At 35.0% G+C, this 15,520-nt stretch carries 14 protein-coding genes; 6 read left to right on the top strand and 8 right to left on the bottom strand.

The annotated features are described in order from the left end of the window. Window positions 1-16: 16 nt before the first annotated feature. The gene (locus BM289_RS16620; RefSeq protein WP_091495590.1) at window positions 17-457 is read left to right on the top strand and encodes a MaoC/PaaZ C-terminal domain-containing protein; all 441 of its coding nucleotides are present in this window, start codon (window positions 17-19) and stop codon (window positions 455-457) included. Window positions 458-646: 189 nt separating this feature from the next. Beyond that, on the top strand, window positions 647-1,951 hold the full coding sequence (gene fucP / locus BM289_RS16615) for an L-fucose:H+ symporter permease (protein WP_091495588.1): 1,305 nt from the start codon (window positions 647-649) through the stop codon (window positions 1,949-1,951). Window positions 1,952-2,320: 369 nt separating this feature from the next. Here the strand turns inward: fucP and BM289_RS16610 are convergent, their stop codons facing one another. The 4 genes from BM289_RS16610 to BM289_RS16595 all read right to left on the bottom strand — a co-directional run bounded on the left by BM289_RS16610 (window position 2,321) and on the right by BM289_RS16595 (window position 8,906). Beyond that, window positions 2,321-2,794: a hypothetical protein gene (locus BM289_RS16610; protein ID WP_091495586.1), complete on the bottom strand. Its 474-nt coding sequence runs from the start codon at window positions 2,792-2,794 to the stop codon at window positions 2,321-2,323. A 347-nt stretch (window positions 2,795-3,141) separates the two neighbouring features. Further along, window positions 3,142-4,548 carry an efflux transporter outer membrane subunit gene (locus BM289_RS16605; protein WP_091495584.1) on the bottom strand — a complete coding sequence of 469 codons (1,407 nt, stop codon included), beginning with the start codon at window positions 4,546-4,548 and terminating at the stop codon, window positions 3,142-3,144. An 18-nt stretch (window positions 4,549-4,566) separates the two neighbouring features. Next, on the bottom strand, window positions 4,567-7,746 hold the full coding sequence (locus BM289_RS16600; protein ID WP_091495581.1) for an efflux RND transporter permease subunit: 3,180 nt from the start codon (window positions 7,744-7,746) through the stop codon (window positions 4,567-4,569). A gap of 5 nt (window positions 7,747-7,751) precedes the next feature. After that, window positions 7,752-8,906, bottom strand: a complete 1,155-nt coding sequence (locus tag BM289_RS16595) for an efflux RND transporter periplasmic adaptor subunit (RefSeq protein ID WP_091495579.1) — start codon at window positions 8,904-8,906, stop codon at window positions 7,752-7,754. Window positions 8,907-9,170: 264 nt separating this feature from the next. Here BM289_RS16595 and BM289_RS16590 point away from each other — a divergent pair, with 264 nt between their 5' ends. The 4 genes from BM289_RS16590 to BM289_RS16575 all read left to right on the top strand — a co-directional run bounded on the left by BM289_RS16590 (window position 9,171) and on the right by BM289_RS16575 (window position 12,835). Then, on the top strand, window positions 9,171-10,220 hold the full coding sequence (locus tag BM289_RS16590) for a sensor histidine kinase (RefSeq protein ID WP_091495577.1): 1,050 nt from the start codon (window positions 9,171-9,173) through the stop codon (window positions 10,218-10,220). After that, window positions 10,217-10,951 (top strand): LytR/AlgR family response regulator transcription factor, encoded by a 735-nt coding sequence (locus BM289_RS16585; RefSeq protein ID WP_091495575.1) that lies wholly within the window; start codon window positions 10,217-10,219, stop codon window positions 10,949-10,951. The genes BM289_RS16590 and BM289_RS16585 overlap by 4 nt, the downstream gene beginning before the upstream one ends. Before the next feature lie 19 nt (window positions 10,952-10,970). Next, window positions 10,971-11,264, top strand: a complete 294-nt coding sequence (locus tag BM289_RS16580) for a DUF3861 domain-containing protein (protein ID WP_091495573.1) — start codon at window positions 10,971-10,973, stop codon at window positions 11,262-11,264. 344 nt (window positions 11,265-11,608) lie between these two features. Then, complete coding sequence (locus tag BM289_RS16575; protein ID WP_091495571.1) at window positions 11,609-12,835, top strand: PQQ-dependent sugar dehydrogenase; 1,227 nt, start codon at window positions 11,609-11,611, stop codon at window positions 12,833-12,835. A gap of 255 nt (window positions 12,836-13,090) precedes the next feature. Here the strand turns inward: BM289_RS16575 and BM289_RS16570 are convergent, their stop codons facing one another. The 4 genes from BM289_RS16570 to BM289_RS16555 form a co-directional block, all read right to left on the bottom strand. Continuing rightward, entirely contained in the window at window positions 13,091-13,705 is a 615-nt protein-coding gene (locus BM289_RS16570) for a thioredoxin family protein (RefSeq protein ID WP_091495570.1), read from the bottom strand. A gap of 11 nt (window positions 13,706-13,716) precedes the next feature. Next, window positions 13,717-14,193 carry a TlpA family protein disulfide reductase gene (locus BM289_RS16565; RefSeq protein WP_091495568.1) on the bottom strand — a complete coding sequence of 159 codons (477 nt, stop codon included), beginning with the start codon at window positions 14,191-14,193 and terminating at the stop codon, window positions 13,717-13,719. A gap of 357 nt (window positions 14,194-14,550) precedes the next feature. Continuing rightward, window positions 14,551-15,201, bottom strand: a complete 651-nt coding sequence (locus BM289_RS16560) for an Imm19 family immunity protein (protein WP_091495566.1) — start codon at window positions 15,199-15,201, stop codon at window positions 14,551-14,553. After that, window positions 15,201-15,518: an aminoacyl-tRNA hydrolase gene (locus BM289_RS16555; RefSeq protein WP_091495564.1), complete on the bottom strand. Its 318-nt coding sequence runs from the start codon at window positions 15,516-15,518 to the stop codon at window positions 15,201-15,203. The genes BM289_RS16560 and BM289_RS16555 overlap by 1 nt, the downstream gene beginning before the upstream one ends. Window positions 15,519-15,520 lie beyond the last annotated feature (2 nt).

The raw sequence follows: 15,520 nt of genomic DNA, 5'->3' as shown, positions 1-15,520 counted from the left end.
AAAAAATATCTAAAATATGTATTTTAAATCGACTTTTTTCGAAGATTATCAAATCGACGACAAACGAGTAACTTTAGGCAGAACCATTACAGAAACTGATTTTGTAGTTCACGCCGGACACACCGGAGATTTCTTCCCACACCACATGGACGAAGAATGGTGTAAAACGCAACCATTCGGACAAAGAATCGCTCACGGAACGATGGTTTTTGCCATCGGAATCGGATTAACCGCTTCAGAAATAAATCCTGAAGCTTTCTCTAGAGGATACGATAAAATGCGTTTTGTAAAACCTGTTCATATTGGTGACACAATTCATTCAGAAGTTACTATTTCTGAAAAAGGAGAAGCCAAAAATCCAGAAATGGGAACCGTAACAGAACACGTAGAAATCATCAACCAACGCGGTGAAGTCGTTTTGGTATGTGATCATTTACTTTTAGTGAAGAAAAAATAATTTTTCTTGAAGTGACAAAGAGACAAAGTTGCAAAGTGACAGAGGTTTCTACACTTTGAACCTATGATTTTTTTGCCACTTGACCTTTAATAAAAAAACAACACCAAAGAGACATGAGTTAAAAAAAACTTTGAGCCTTTGTCTCTCTGTCACTTTGAACCTAAAAAATAACAAAAAACTATCTAAACCATGCAAATTACAAACCAAGCCGGCGATCAACATGAAGTGCCGACAGAAGGCGGAAAAGGAAATCAGTACCTTTTGCCTTTTATTCTCGTTACCTGCCTATTCTTTCTTTGGGGAATGGCCCACAACTTAGATTCTGTTTTGATTCCGCACTTGAAAAAAGCGTGTGAATTGAATAATCGTCAATCTACTTTAATTGATACTTCGGTGTTCTTTGCTTATTTTATAATGGCGATTCCTGCGGGAATGCTGATTAAAAGATTTGGTTATAAAAACAGTATCATAACGGGATTATTAGTTTTTGCTGCAGGAGCATTTTTGTTTGTTCCAGCAGCTAATAGCAGAACTTACGAATTATTCTTATTTGCTCTATTTGTAATTGGTTGTGGTTTAACAATCTTAGAAACAAGTGCAAATCCATACGCAGCAATACTAGGACCTGCAGAGTCTTCTTCTAAAAGATTAAATTTAGCGGCTTCATTCAACGGATTAGCGGCAATGGTTGCCCCTATTGTTGGTTCATTATTTATTCTTTCAGGAACCAATCATACGCCAGAACAAATGGCTGCAATGCCTGAGGCTGAAAAAGCGGCTTATTTATTAGGCGAGGCAGCTTCTGTAAAAATGCCTTATATCGTTTTGGGAAGTATTTTAGTTTTAGTTGCTATTATTTTCTATTTCGTACAATTGCCTTCAATGAAAGCAACTCATGCTGAAGCTGAAATTAAACCAGGATTTTTCTCTGTTCTAAAATTCAGACATTTAAGCTGGGGAGTTATCGCTCAGTTTTTCTATGTTGGAGCACAGGTTTGTATTACAAGTTTCTTTATTCGTATTGCACAGCAAGGCGCTGGATTAGACGAAAAAACAGCCGGATATTATTTAGGAGTTTACGGTTTTCTTTTTATGGCAGGACGCTTCATTGGGACTTTCTTTTTACGTTTTGTAAAAGATTATGTTTTATTATCAATCTATTGCGTAATGAGTACATTACTTTGCTTGGTTGCTATTTACGGTTCTGGAATCGTAGTCATTTACGCTCTTGGCGGAATTGGATTTTTTATGTCGATTATGTTCCCAACTATTTTCTCTTTAGGAATTAAAGGCTTAAAATCTAATACTGAAACCGGTTCTTCTTGGTTGGTAATGTCAATTGTTGGTGGTGCTATTATTCCTTACGGAATGGGAACTTTGATTGATATGAATCATGATGATATTCAGTCGGGATATATTATTCCTTTAGTTTGCTTTTTAATTATTCTTTCTTTTGGAGCTTTTGGTCATAAAGTAAAAACGGTTTCGGAATAGTTTTTAGCCACAGATTATTTGGATTAAAAAGATTTTTTTAGCCACGAATTAGACTAATTAGCACAAATTTATTTTTTAATAAAAATATTTAAATATCAATTGCCTCCAGCTTTAGCTGGAGGTTTTTTGTTTATTGTAAATAAAAAGGCTTTAGCCAAACTTTTCGCTTAGTTTGGCTAAAGCCAACAAATCCAACATCTATTAACCTCCAGCTAAAGCTGGAGGCAATTTATGTTAGCTACTAATTATATCCCCTTGGTTGAAACGGGCTATGTTGAAATATATGATGATAAAATAATGATGTTATTTTTTATAAAACCAAAAAACGCCTCCAAAAGTGGAGGCGTTTTCATTTAGTCATTTTATGAATTAACGGTGTTTGCCGTTTCCGTGATCGTGGTTTTTGGAGTTGTTTTTTCCTTTATTACCTTTGTCCTTTCCGTAATGATTTCCGTTGTTTCCTTTTGGTTTTTCGCCTCTGTTTTTCTGAGGTTTTCCAACATAACCTTTCGGATAAGATTTTATATGTTTAGAATGATAATAATAAGGTGAATCTCCTCTATAATCTGTCAAAACAACTTTGTAGCCTGAATACAAATCATAGTTTCTGTATCTTGAAGGAAGTCTTTTTTCACGGATCCATTTACCTCCATTGTCGTAGATAAATACACTTTGATTTACATCATAATATACATCGATATCTGGCAGGTAATAATATCTGCTGTCATCGTAACCTTGCGGTCCCCAATTTGGTGGTGTTCCAATATTTACATTGATTGATACTTGCGCTTGGGCGAAAAAAACACTCATAAAGAGTACTGAGGCGAATACTAATTTTTTCATGATCTTTAGTTTTAAATATTTATTTTAGTAGATAGCAATCGAAATTAGTGCCAATATTTAAACATATCGCATTCATTATACAGAACCATGAAAGTAATCGACGAATAGTACTTTTCAGCCGACATACATTCAATAAAAAAACGCCCCATTTCTGAGGCGTTTTATAGTCATGTTTTTATTTAAATTAAGTGATCATCAAATGATCTTGATCGTGGGAACTTAAAAGTATATTTTTATAATTTTTAACCGTGTCAAAGGTAAATGCAATTCTATAATAATAAATAATTTATTAGACGAAAGGTGCAATTATTCCGACAAACGGTAAGATTTAATAAATTAAAGTTTTTTTACTTCCAACCTCCACCTAAAGCTCTGTATAAATTAACCACAGCTTGTAACTTCTGCAAATTATCATTGATCCCGCTTAACTGAGCGGCCAAAAGATTTTGTTCTGAAGTCAATACATCAGTATAATTAGTTGCTGAACTATATTCCAAAAGCTGTTGTGTGAAATCAACTGCTTTCTCTAAAGCTTCAATTTGTTTTTGTCTTGAATCTTCTTTTTCAACCGCCATTTCATAAGAATACAAAGCATTAGAAACTTCCTGACCTGCTATTAAAAGAGTTTGCTGGAAATTATTATAGGCTTGTAATTGTTGCGACTGGGCTGTTGTCAATCTCATTTTATTCAATCCTTGATTAAAAATTGGCTGTGTCAAACCTCCAATAATAGAATAAAAAATCGAATTGCTGAAAAAGTCTTTCAATTCTAAATTAGAAAAACCTGTACTAGCAGTAAGCGTTAAACTTGGATAGAAATAAGTTTTCGCCAAGTTGGTAGATTCAAAAGCAACTCTAAAATTAAACTCCGCCTGACGAACATCTGGACGATTTTCTAATAATTGAGCTGGCATACCTAAAGCGATTTTTTCAGGAATAATCTGAGTTCCTAATTCTCCTCTGTCAATTGGCCCTGGCGCTTGTCCCAACAAAATATTCAATGCATTTTCAGTTTCACGGATATTCTGTTTCAAATCTGGAATCAAAACTTCTGCCGCATGCTGATTGGCTTCACTCTGAACAACTGCTGCTCCTGTTACAATAGCACCTTCTTTTAAAGCTTTGATTGTCTCTACATTTTTAATACGGCTTTCTAATGTTGCCTGGGTAATTTTAAGTGATTTATCATAAGCCAGAAGTGCAAAATAATTATTTGCAATATCTGCAATCAATTGTGTCTGAATGGCTTGTTTTGCAGCATCAGTTGCTAAATAAGTTGCTAAAGCCGCTCTTTTGGAACTGCTTAATTTACCCCAAACATCCAGTTCCCAAGAGGTACTTGCCCCTAATTTATAGGTTGTGGTTAAAGTATTGATATTAATTCCTGCCGGAAAGTTAAGTCCCGCTTGTGATTGCTTGTTATGAGTAGCGCTTGCGTCCAATTGTAAAGTTGGGTAATAAGCTAATTTGCTCTGACGCAGAGAAGCTCTTGCTTGCACAATATTTTCAATTGCATTTTTCAGATTCAGGTTTTGATCTAAACCTTTCTGAATTAAAGCGTTCAATTTCTCATCTTTAAAAACACTCTGCCAAGGCATAGTAGCAATCGTAGTCGAATCTGTAGAAGATTGATCACGATACAGCTGGTCTGTTTTTAAAGTTGTGGGACGTTCGTATTTCTTGGTAACGGAGCACGCACTTAAAAGTGCGGCCGTCATTACCATTAGAATATATTTATTTGAACTATTAGTCATTTCTTTCTTAATTAAATTTTACTCTTTGTGAGCTTCTAATACATGAATTTCGTCATCATCATCATCATCATCATCATCATCGTCATAACCGTCTTTTGCTGGCCCGCTTATTTTTTCTTGTAAATTTTGGAAAATGATAAACAGAACCGGAATAACAAATACTCCCAAAATAGTTCCAATCAACATACCTCCTACTGCGCCTGTACCAATCGATTTGTTACCAACAGCTCCCGCTCCAGAAGCAAACATCAATGGAACAAGTCCCAAAATAAAGGCAAATGAAGTCATCAAAATTGGACGTAAACGTGCTACAGCTCCTTCAATTGCTGCTTGAACAACTGGCAACCCTTTACGTCTTCTGTCCAAAGCAAATTCGACAATCAAAATACCGTTCTTGGCGAGAAGTCCAATCAACATGATTAAGGAAATCTGCAAATAAATATTACTATTCAATTTGAAAATAATCGAGAACAAATAAGCTCCAGCTAATCCAAACGGAATTGACAATAATACTGCAAAAGGAAGAATATAACTTTCGTACTGCGCGCTTAATAAGAAATAAACGAATACCAAACATAATACGAAAATGAATATCGTTTCACTTCCCGAAGCTAATTCCTCACGCGTTAATCCAGAGAATTCATAACCATAACCTGCTGGAAGATTTTCTGCTGCCACTTCCTGGATTGCTTTAATCGCATCTCCAGAACTATAACCTGGTTTTGGTGCTCCCGTAATCGAAATTGACGTAAATAAGTTAAATCTCGAAATAGATTCTGGTCCAAAAACTCTTGTCATTTTTACAAACTCTGTAATTGGTGCCATATTTCCAGCACTGTTACGAACAAAGATTTTATTCAATCCTTGTGTATTCGCTCTAAACTCTGGAGAAGCCTGAACCATTACACGGTATTGTTTTCCGAACTTATTGAAGTTGGAAGCATACAATCCACCATAATAACCTTGCATAGTTGATAGAATGGTATTTACAGAAACTCCAGCATCCTTCGCTTTCGCTAAATTAATATCCATCATATACTGAGGGAATCCAGGATTGAAAGGCGTTGTTGCGTACTGAATTTCTGGACGCTCCGATAACTTCGCCAAGAATTCATTATTTACTTTAAAGAACTCGGCAGTAGTATGTCCTCCTTTATCCTGTAATTGGAATTCGAATCCACCACTTTGTCCAAAACCTTGAATAGTTGGTGGCGAAATAAAGAAGATACTTGCTTCACGAATACCGCTTGTTTTAGCAAAAAGCTGTCCGATCACATCATCAACACTTAAATCACGCTGATCCCAAGGATATAATTTCACGATTACCATACTGTAAGCACTACCTGCTCCAGCTGTAAAGTTCTGTCCAACGATACGAAGCGTATTTTTTACTCCCGGAATAGTTTTCGCAATACTATCAACTCTTTTGGCAATAATATCCGAACGCTCCATAGAAGCTGATGGCGGTAAGCTGATGTTAGCAAAAACAGTTCCCTGATCTTCTGAAGGAACGAAAGCAGACGGCGTAGTTTTCATCATATAAACCAATGCCAAACCAGCAATGATAATAGAAGCCAAAGCAATCCATTTTTTAACAGAAAGGAAACTTACGGAACGTTTGTATCGCTGCGTTACATTATCAAAGGCAACGTTGAATGAAGTATAAAAACGCTGTAAAAAGCTTTTATGTTTGTGATCGTCAGCATGTGGTTTTAATAAAAGCGCACATAATGCCGGACTCAAAGTCAAGGCGTTTACCGCAGAAAGAATAATCGCTACAGCCAGTGTAATACCAAACTGTTTGTAGAAAACCCCTGTTGATCCAGTAATAAATGTTACAGGAATAAATACCGCCGCCATTACTAATGTAATCGAAATAATCGCTCCCGAAATTTCGTCCATCGCATGAATAGTAGCTTTTTTAGCCGATTTATATCCGTCATCGAGTTTGGCATGGACGGCCTCAACGACGACAATCGCATCATCGACCACAATACCAATGGCGAGTACCATCGCAAAAAGCGTCAATAAGTTAATCGTAAATCCGAATAGGTTCAGGAAAAAGAACGTCCCCACAATTGCAACTGGAACCGCAATAGCTGGAATTAAAGTCGATCTAAAATCTTGAAGGAAAATAAAAACTACGATGAAAACTAAAATAAATGCTTCAACTAAAGTGTGAATCACTTTCTCAATAGAAGCGTCTAAGTTTTCGTTAACATCCACCATAATGGTATATTTCATACCCTTTGGAAAACTCTTTGCTGCTTCTTCAATCAATTTTTTAGAATTGATGATTACATCACGTGCATTTGATCCTGGAGTCTGGCTGATTGCCATCGCCGCCGATTCTACACCGTTTGTTTTAATCGTCGATGAATAACTTAAAGATCCTAACTCAACTTTAGCGACATCCTTAAGTCGTAACATCTGTCCATTCCCAACCGATTTGATGATAATTTCCTCAAATTCTTTAGCTGATGTTAAACGTCCTTTGTACTTAATTACATATTGAAACGCCTGATTTCCGTTTTCACCAAATTTACCTGGCGCCGCTTCAATATTCTGTTCAGCTAAAGCGGCCGAAATATCACTCGGAATCAGTTTGTATTGCTGCATTACATCTGGTTTCAGCCAGATTCTCATAGAGTAATCTTTTGCACCAAAAACGGTTACATCTCCTACTCCAACTACACGCTGAATCTGAGGTACAAGATTGATTTTTGCATAGTTTTGAAGAAATGTCTGATCGTAAGCTTTATCATCACTGTATAAAGAGAAAATCAATAAGTTACTGCTCTGGCTTTTGGTTACAGTAACCCCAGCCTGTGTTACCTCTACAGGTAATAAACTTGTTGCTCTGGAAACCCTGTTCTGCACGTTTACCGCCGCTAAATCAGGATTCGTTCCTACTTTAAAGAAAACTTTTATAGAAGCATTTCCGTCGTTTGTTGCTGTAGAAGTCATGTATGTCATGTTTTCTACACCATTAATTTGTTCTTCCAACGGAATTACGATACTTTTAAGTACCACATCCGCGTTGGCTCCGGTATAACTTGCTGCCACGTTTACCGTTGGCGGCGCAATATCCGGATATTGAGAAATCGGTAACTCTATTAGGCCTAAAACACCTAAAATAACGATAATAACAGATATTACCGTTGAGAGTACGGGTCTTTGTATAAACTTTTTAAACATTTCTTTTATTTTAAATCGGCGTAAACTGTTTCCGGGCTTTGATTTTGGGCTTTAATTTCAGTTCCTTCTTTTAGCGAAGCAACACCTTCTAATACAATTTGGTCACCTGCTTGTAAACCGCTTGTTACCACATAATAGTTTCCTGCTGTATTTTCAAGTACTGTGATATTGGCATTTTTAGTTTTACCGTCTTTTCCTAAAACTACGGCAAACATTTTATCCTGAAGCTCAAATGTTGCGCTCTGCGGAATAATAATTCCGTCTTTTACTTCTTTTGGAATACGAACTGTAGTACTGCTTCCGCTTCTGATAATTCCTTTTGGATTTGGGAAACGCGCTCTAACGTTTACCGTTCCTGTCTCTGTATTGATTAATCCGTTTACGGTTTCAATATGTCCTTTTTCATCGTATGCAGAACCATCTGAAAGCAATAAAGAAACTGCTGGCATGCTTTTTAGTTTTTGGTTCAATGAAGCACCTGAATCTTTAGTGAAATTCAATAGTGTTTTTTCGTTCATTGCAAAATAAGCGTACACATTACCGATACTTGAAACTGTTGTTAAAGGCTCTGTAGTATTTGAACTTACCAAACTTCCTAAACGAAATGGGATTGAACCCACAACTCCATTAACAGGACTAGTTACAGTAGTATAACCTAAATTAACTTTCGCATTTACCAAAGCTGCATTGGCCTGTGCCAAAGCTGCCAAAGCCGACTCATAAGTATATTGAGCCGATTCTAAATCGTATTTACTAATGATTCCTTTTTCTACTAAAGGTTTTACTTTATTTACAGCCAGTTTTGCTGCACTTAAATCTGCCTGAGCACTTTTAATACTTGCAGTTGCTGTACGAACTTGCTGCTCATATTCTGGAGCACTGATTTTAAACAAAGGCTGTCCTGCTTTTACTACAGCACCTTCGTCTACAAAAATTTTATCAATATAACCTTCAACTCTTGGACGAATCTCTATGTTTTGCTGTCCCTGAATACTAGCAGGAAAATCGCTGTTTAATGTAGCAGATTCCGGCTGTAATGTCACAGTCTTATACTCTTTTATCTGCGGTGCTCCACCAGCCTGAGCCGACTTGTCATTTTTACCACAAGATGCGATAATAAATGCTGCTGCGAGAATACTTAAAAATGATTGCTTATTCATTGTGAAAAATGTGTGATTATCGATTATATGACAACAAAAGAACTAAAATATAACAAACGAAAATTTTCAAATAGACGAAGAGTGAAAGACAATCGATAAAGGCAACCTTAGAACCGATGGACTTTTTTTAAATATTAAACAAGTGTTTAATTTTTGTCTTATCGGCTCTGAAACGCTTTTTAGAGACTCTAAATCCCTATTGGGCGATTGCCAAAAAATGGTATTCAAATAAAATGTAATATTGCCATAAAATCATAATTTGTAATGACACCAAATATTTTTAGACCCTATTTATTTACCGGATTGCATATTCTTAGCTGGGTATTATTAGGCTTTATCATGTTGTTTTACATGCCATTAACATGGAATGTACTTCTTCCAGGCGCATTCTGGCTCTGGCAGATTATTATATTGTTCTTGTTAATGATTATTTTTTATTCGAATGCTAGAATCATTGTTCCCAAAACCATCTTTAAAGACAATATTTCTCCTTTTATGATTTGGGCTTTGGTCATCATTTTTGCCATGCAGCTTATTGCTTATTTTTATACCTCACAGACCGATCTTCACAATAAAATCAGTTTGATTTTAGGTTTTAAAAAATACCGAAATCCTTATTTTGACAATTACGTTTTAACACTCACTTTGCTGGTTTTAGGAATCAGTACAAGTTGGGCGATGTTACAATATTGGCAGAAAGCCGCACAGCACAAACAGAAATTAGAGCAGGACAAAACAATGGCGGAATTGGCCATGCTTAAAGCACAGATCAATCCGCATTTTTTCTTTAATTCCTTAAATAGCATTTATTCTCTGACTTATACAGATATTGAAGATTCCAGAAATGCACTTCATACCTTAAGTCGTATGATGCGCTATCTACTTTACAGTACTGAAGGCGAAAGAACGACTTTATTAAAAGAAGTTGAATTTCTAAAAGATTTTATTGCTTTAATGAAACTGCGTGCCAACAGCAAATTGACTATTACAACTGAAATTCCTGAAAAAATTCAGGATTATCCAATTGTGCCAATGTTATTATTACCTTTAGTAGAAAATGCATTTAAACATGGTGTTCATGCCACTGATAAAAGCGAAATACACATTAAACTTGTACAAAACGGAACCGATTTAGAATTTGAAGTTGAAAATACTTTCTTCGAAAAGGCTTCTGTACCGGATGAAGGCGGCATTGGTTTAACCAATACCAAAAGAAGATTACATCTGATTTATCCAAATCATCATTTTATGACCTTTGGTGTTACTCCAGATGGAACTTATAAAATTAAATTGAAAATAACTTTAGAGCAATGACCGTATTAAGATGTATAGCAGTAGATGATGAACCATTAGCTTTAAAATTGGTAGAAACGTTTATTCAGCAGACGCCATTTTTAAAATTGATTACGACCTGTGACAATGCTGTAGATGCAATGGGCATTATTAAAGAAGAAAAACCAGATGTCGTTTTCTTGGATATTAATATGCCTAATTTGACAGGAATGGAACTCGCAAGACTTTTACAAGATCAAGCTGGTCCATTGCCAAAAATCGTTTTTACAACAGCTTATAATCATTATGCTATTGAAGGTTATCGAGTGAATGCTGTAGATTATCTTTTAAAGCCTTTTAGTTATGAAGAATTTCTACGTGCGGCCAATAAAGTGTTGCAATTGCATGAAGAAGCCAATAATAATGCATTCCAAAATATTGCTGCCGATGATGAATTTATCTTTTTAAAAGTCGAATACCAATGGGTTCGTATTTCATTAAAGGACATTTGTTACATCGAAAGTTTGAAAGATTATGTAAAAGTACATCTTGAAGATTCGCAGAAAGCTGTACTCTCACTTATATCCCTTAAAGCTTTAGAAGAAAAACTTCCATCAGCAAAATTCATGCGTGTACATCGTTCTTTCATCATTTCATTAGATAAAATCAGTGCCATCAGTAAAAACTCCATTTTTATCGATAAGATAGAAATTACGGTTGGCGAACAATATAAAGAAGCCTTTAAATCAATGGTTGATAAATGGCTTAAATAAAATTAGAATTATAATAATTATGGAAAAAAGATCAAACAAATATTACTTGACCTTAAGTCTTAAGCAATATGCAAACGGCGAAACTGAGCCTGCAAAAGAATTGGGAATCGAATTTGATAATCATGATGAAATTTTTGGGATCATTGACAAAATCAGAGAAAAGAACATTTTTGCTGACGATTCAGAAGCGGTTCAGTTTGCAATTGGATTAAAATTATTCAGTGAAATCAAAATTAAAAATCGCAAAAACCCACTTTTTGACGAATTAAATGAAGTTTTTCCGGTCTTTATGAAAAAACTAAAAAGTCTTTAAAAATCCCTTTAAAAACAAGACCTCATCAATATTGCCTTTTAAAATTCAGATGTTAAATTTTAGATAAGAAATAAATAATCCAATTCTTATTGGCAATAATCCCTTACAAATTCCCGTTTCAATTAAGCATGTCCCACTAAATGCTTTTCCAGAAGAAGTTTAATTTCTGTTTTTGAAATTCTTTTGCTTCATTTAAAGCATTTAGGCATTCTTAATTGAAAATATAAAAGATTTTCTTTTGAAACTGACCATTTCATTCTTTAAAGAATTTCTAAAAATAATCTTCTCTTTCGAAATGTTCGATAATGCATAATTTATTTTTTAACCATTAAAATGAAAGCATTATGATAATTCAAAAAAGTATTTTACTTCTTGCTGGGGTTTTAGTCTTAGGAAGCTGTTCCAGCAATGATAATGATGACAATACAAATGTTGGACCAACAGGGCCACCAGTAGAAACCGGAACGGCTAACACTTCTTATCAGCCAGCATTTTCAGGACAAACACGTGCAGGAAGCATTCAAACTACAACCGAATACGAATCTAAAGTTATCACCAGCGGTCTAAGCGCTCCTTGGGGCGTTGCTTATCTTCCTGACGGACGTCTTTTGGTTACTGAAAAAGGTGGAAGCATGAAAATCGTTACACAAGCCGGAGTTGTTGGAAATGCTCTTACGGGAATTCCAGCCGTAAATCCAGCCAATCAAGGAGGTTTACTAGGAATTTGTATTGACCCTGCATTTGAAACCAACAGAATGATTTACTGGACGTTTTCTGAAGCCGTTGCCGGTGGTAATATTACCGCTGTTGCTAAAGGCAGACTTTCTAATAATGAAACTGCTGTCGAAAATGTAACGGTAATTTATCGTTCTAATACTCCAAATGCGAGCACATTACATTACGGAAGCCGTGTTGTATTTGATAAAACTGGGAATTTATTTGTGAGTATTGGTGAAAGATCTGTTTTAGAGACGCGTCCTTTAGCTCAAGCAGTAAACAGCAGTTTGGGAAAAGTTGTTCGTATTACCACTAATGGGCAAGCTGCAACAGGAAATCCAACATTTACTGGAACTGGTGCTTTACCAGAATTATACACTATTGGACACAGAAATCCTCAGGGATTGGCCATTCATCCAACAACTGGTGAATTATGGCAAAGTGAACACGGTCCAAGAGGTGGTGATGAAATTAACCGAATTAAAGCCGGAGCCAATTACGGCTGGCCAACGATTACTTACGGAATTGAATATGGCGGTGAAAAAATTGGAGAGGGAATAACACAAAAAGAAGGAATGGAACAGCCGGTCTATTACTGGGATCCTGTTGTTTCTCCTAGTGGAATGACATTTTATTCTGGAAAACGAATTCCGGAATGGGAAAACAATTTATTCATAGGTGCATTAAGTGGCATGCATATTGTACGTTTAGCTTTTAAAGACAATAAAGTAGCCGGAGAAGAACGATTATTGGCTGGAGAAGGCCAACGATTCAGAGATATTACACAAGGAAAAGATGAAGCATTATACGCCGTTACCGATCAAGGAAGACTTTACAAAATTGATAAAAAATAGAAAGCAAACTTGTTCATTATATCAGCCAAAAACGCCCCAATTAAGGGGCGTTTCGTATTTTTAAAATTTTGTTTTTTTTGTTTCAAGTTTCAGGTTTCAAGTTGCTATACTATATCTATACATAAACGCAAAGTTCGCAAAGTTTTTACACAAAGCTTTGCGAACTTTGCGTTTTCTATAGATTTTCCATTTCAAAAAACCTTGCGTACTTTGCGGTAAGAAAAACACAAAGCATAGAAACCTGAAACAAAACAATTAAGCTTTTGCTTTTCTTTTTACTGTACAGCCAATTTCTTTTGTTTGAGTAATAGCTGGTTTTTGTCCGCTTTTTAGTGAAGCAATTACATCTTCAGCATATTTAACTTTATCGGCTTTATTTCCTTCTGGATCGTTGTCAATTGCTCCAACATATTCTACTACGTTTCCTTTTGAAGTTTTAGAAATAATGAAAACATGTGGTGTACGTTTTGCTCCATATTCATCTGTAATTTTTTGTCCTGGGTCAAATAAGTATGGGAAAGGATATTTCTTCTCTTTTGCTAAATCCTGCATTTTTGCAAAAGTATCAGCTGTGGAAGCTTCTGGATCGTTTGGATTAATAGCGATTACAGGATATCCCTGCGGTTTGAATTTTTTATCTAAATCGATAATCCTCTGTTCGTATCCAATTGCATACGGACAGGTATTACAAGTAAAAACAACAATGTAACCTTTTGCATCTTTGAAACTTCCAAAAGATACTTCTTTGTTGTCAACGTTTTTTAATTTAAAATCGGGTGCTTTATCTCCTGCTTTAAGAGTTGCTCCTGTTTGCGCCTGCGAAAGAAAAGCAGAAAACGCTAATGCGAATAATAAGATTATTTTTTTCATGGGTTAGGAATTTATAGTTTTTTATACTCAGTTAATAATTGTTCATAGGTAAATTCACTTTCTACAAATTTTCGCTTATCGCCTTTAATAAAAAGTGTTGCCGGAATACTTCCTGACCAGCTTGGATCAATTCGGTCAATGAATTCCTGCGGACTGCTTTCGTTTAAAAGAAATACTTCGTTTTTCAGATTTTTTCTTTTTACAAACGGAATAACATTCGACTCTAATTTGGATTTAAAATCCAGACTCACTAATAATACAGCCAGTTTCTCTGATTTATATTCGGCACTTAATTTTTCAAAATGGGGTAATTCTTTTATGCACGGCGCGCACCATGTTGCCCAGAAATTGACGACATAAGTGCTGTCTTTTCCGTTTTTGATTCTCTCATTCAACTGATCTATATTCATCAATTTAACTTTCTGACTATATGCCGAAACGGAAAAAATACTCAATAAAAATATATAGAGAACTGATTTGATTTTCATAAAAAAACACTTTAGGATTAATTTGAGCCTTACAAATATAAACTAATGAAATCTTACTTTTTGTTAATGAAAATTTAATGAGTTTGTTTTTGCCACAAAGACACTAAGACACAAAGTTCATTTTATATGTTTCGTTCCTATGGAACTTTATGATCTTTGTCTATATTTTTCAACGGATTAAAATCCGTTGCTACAAAATGGAACATTCCTACGGAATTCCGGATTTTGTATTTGGAAAAAATCGTATTCAAACATAATATAAAAAGAACCATCGGTTTGACCGTATTTTTTAGCGCTGGATTTTAATCCAGCGTCAAGAAATCGTACAGCAAAAGAGAGCCGTAAGTTCGGTACATTTTATATATTTACCAATAGCTTGTTTAGTTCGATTATACTTTCTTTATAACGTTCATAAACTTCAACATTTCTTACACTATGATTTTGATTATTTGTTATGCCAACTCCTTCTATTTCTAAAAATCCGGATTCTATAACCAAACCGTTTAAAATACAATCGGCTATATATTCAGAATGCGATTCGAATTTTGGAATTGAATTAAAATGTTTTACTATAAACGGTTTTAAAACCGATTTTTCATTTTCAACAATCCCTGTCAGTGGTAGAAAAAGAAGAAATAATTCTGGATATTTTTCAAAGGCTAATAATTCTTTTAAAGTAAAAAACCACGCTTCAAAATGTCCACCCAGATTTCCAATATAAATATCATTGAGAAAAAAATTGATTTCATATTCCTGAAATTCAATCGCATAATTTAGATTATCGTTGATTTTTTCTGCAATATATCTCGGGTTTTCTTCTATATCTTCTTCATTCAAAAATGATCTTTCCCATTCATACGCTTTGGATTCGTCTGTTTCCACCACTTCCAGAACCTCATCGATGTTTATTTCTTTTTGATTGTCGTATCCTCTTGACCAGCAGAAATAAAATTTCCAGAAAAAGGAGTTTTGTTTAATATCTTCTATCGCTATCTGTCTATTCATCATTACAAATTATCTTGTGGTGTCCACATTCTAAAAAACTTAAACATTTTAGAATATTCATCTCTGGGTACAAAAGCGATACAAACTTCTTTGTTTTCTAATGAAGATTCTGTCAATACAATGTTTTCTGATTCCATTTTTGCATTTTCAAATTCTTTCTCAGAAACTACACATACCACTTTTTTAAATATTCCATTAATCCATTTTTGCATATTCTCATTGTGTTCAAACTTCCTAAAGCAAGCTAAAGAAGCATGTGCGGTGATCACAGGAACCAATTTATCTGGAGTATCCTCTTTAATTAAAATATACATTTTCATAT

The sequence above is a fragment of the Flavobacterium phragmitis genome (assembly GCF_900112575.1).
Classification (GTDB): Bacteria; Bacteroidota; Bacteroidia; order Flavobacteriales; family Flavobacteriaceae; genus Flavobacterium; species Flavobacterium phragmitis.
The sequence above is the reverse complement of the archived record's forward strand: the minus strand, read 5'-3'. Positions and strand labels throughout refer to the sequence as shown.

What these genes read in the sequence shown, in the direction of transcription:
- BM289_RS16620 (WP_091495590.1), top strand. Translation starts at nt 17, where the DNA reads ATGTATTTTAAATCGACTTTTTTCGAAGATTATCAAATCGACGACAAA.
- BM289_RS16555 (WP_091495564.1), bottom strand. Translation starts at nt 15,518, where the DNA reads ATGAAAATGTATATTTTAATTAAAGAGGATACTCCAGATAAATTGGTT.
- BM289_RS16585 (WP_091495575.1), top strand. Translation starts at nt 10,217, where the DNA reads ATGACCGTATTAAGATGTATAGCAGTAGATGATGAACCATTAGCTTTA.
- BM289_RS16565 (WP_091495568.1), bottom strand. Translation starts at nt 14,193, where the DNA reads ATGAAAATCAAATCAGTTCTCTATATATTTTTATTGAGTATTTTTTCC.
- BM289_RS16590 (WP_091495577.1), top strand. Translation starts at nt 9,171, where the DNA reads ATGACACCAAATATTTTTAGACCCTATTTATTTACCGGATTGCATATT.
- fucP (WP_091495588.1), top strand. Translation starts at nt 647, where the DNA reads ATGCAAATTACAAACCAAGCCGGCGATCAACATGAAGTGCCGACAGAA.
- BM289_RS16595 (WP_091495579.1), bottom strand. Translation starts at nt 8,906, where the DNA reads ATGAATAAGCAATCATTTTTAAGTATTCTCGCAGCAGCATTTATTATC.
- BM289_RS16570 (WP_091495570.1), bottom strand. Translation starts at nt 13,705, where the DNA reads ATGAAAAAAATAATCTTATTATTCGCATTAGCGTTTTCTGCTTTTCTT.
- BM289_RS16605 (WP_091495584.1), bottom strand. Translation starts at nt 4,548, where the DNA reads ATGACTAATAGTTCAAATAAATATATTCTAATGGTAATGACGGCCGCA.
- BM289_RS16600 (WP_091495581.1), bottom strand. Translation starts at nt 7,746, where the DNA reads ATGTTTAAAAAGTTTATACAAAGACCCGTACTCTCAACGGTAATATCT.
- BM289_RS16560 (WP_091495566.1), bottom strand. Translation starts at nt 15,201, where the DNA reads ATGATGAATAGACAGATAGCGATAGAAGATATTAAACAAAACTCCTTT.
- BM289_RS16575 (WP_091495571.1), top strand. Translation starts at nt 11,609, where the DNA reads ATGATAATTCAAAAAAGTATTTTACTTCTTGCTGGGGTTTTAGTCTTA.
- BM289_RS16610 (WP_091495586.1), bottom strand. Translation starts at nt 2,794, where the DNA reads ATGAAAAAATTAGTATTCGCCTCAGTACTCTTTATGAGTGTTTTTTTC.
- BM289_RS16580 (WP_091495573.1), top strand. Translation starts at nt 10,971, where the DNA reads ATGGAAAAAAGATCAAACAAATATTACTTGACCTTAAGTCTTAAGCAA.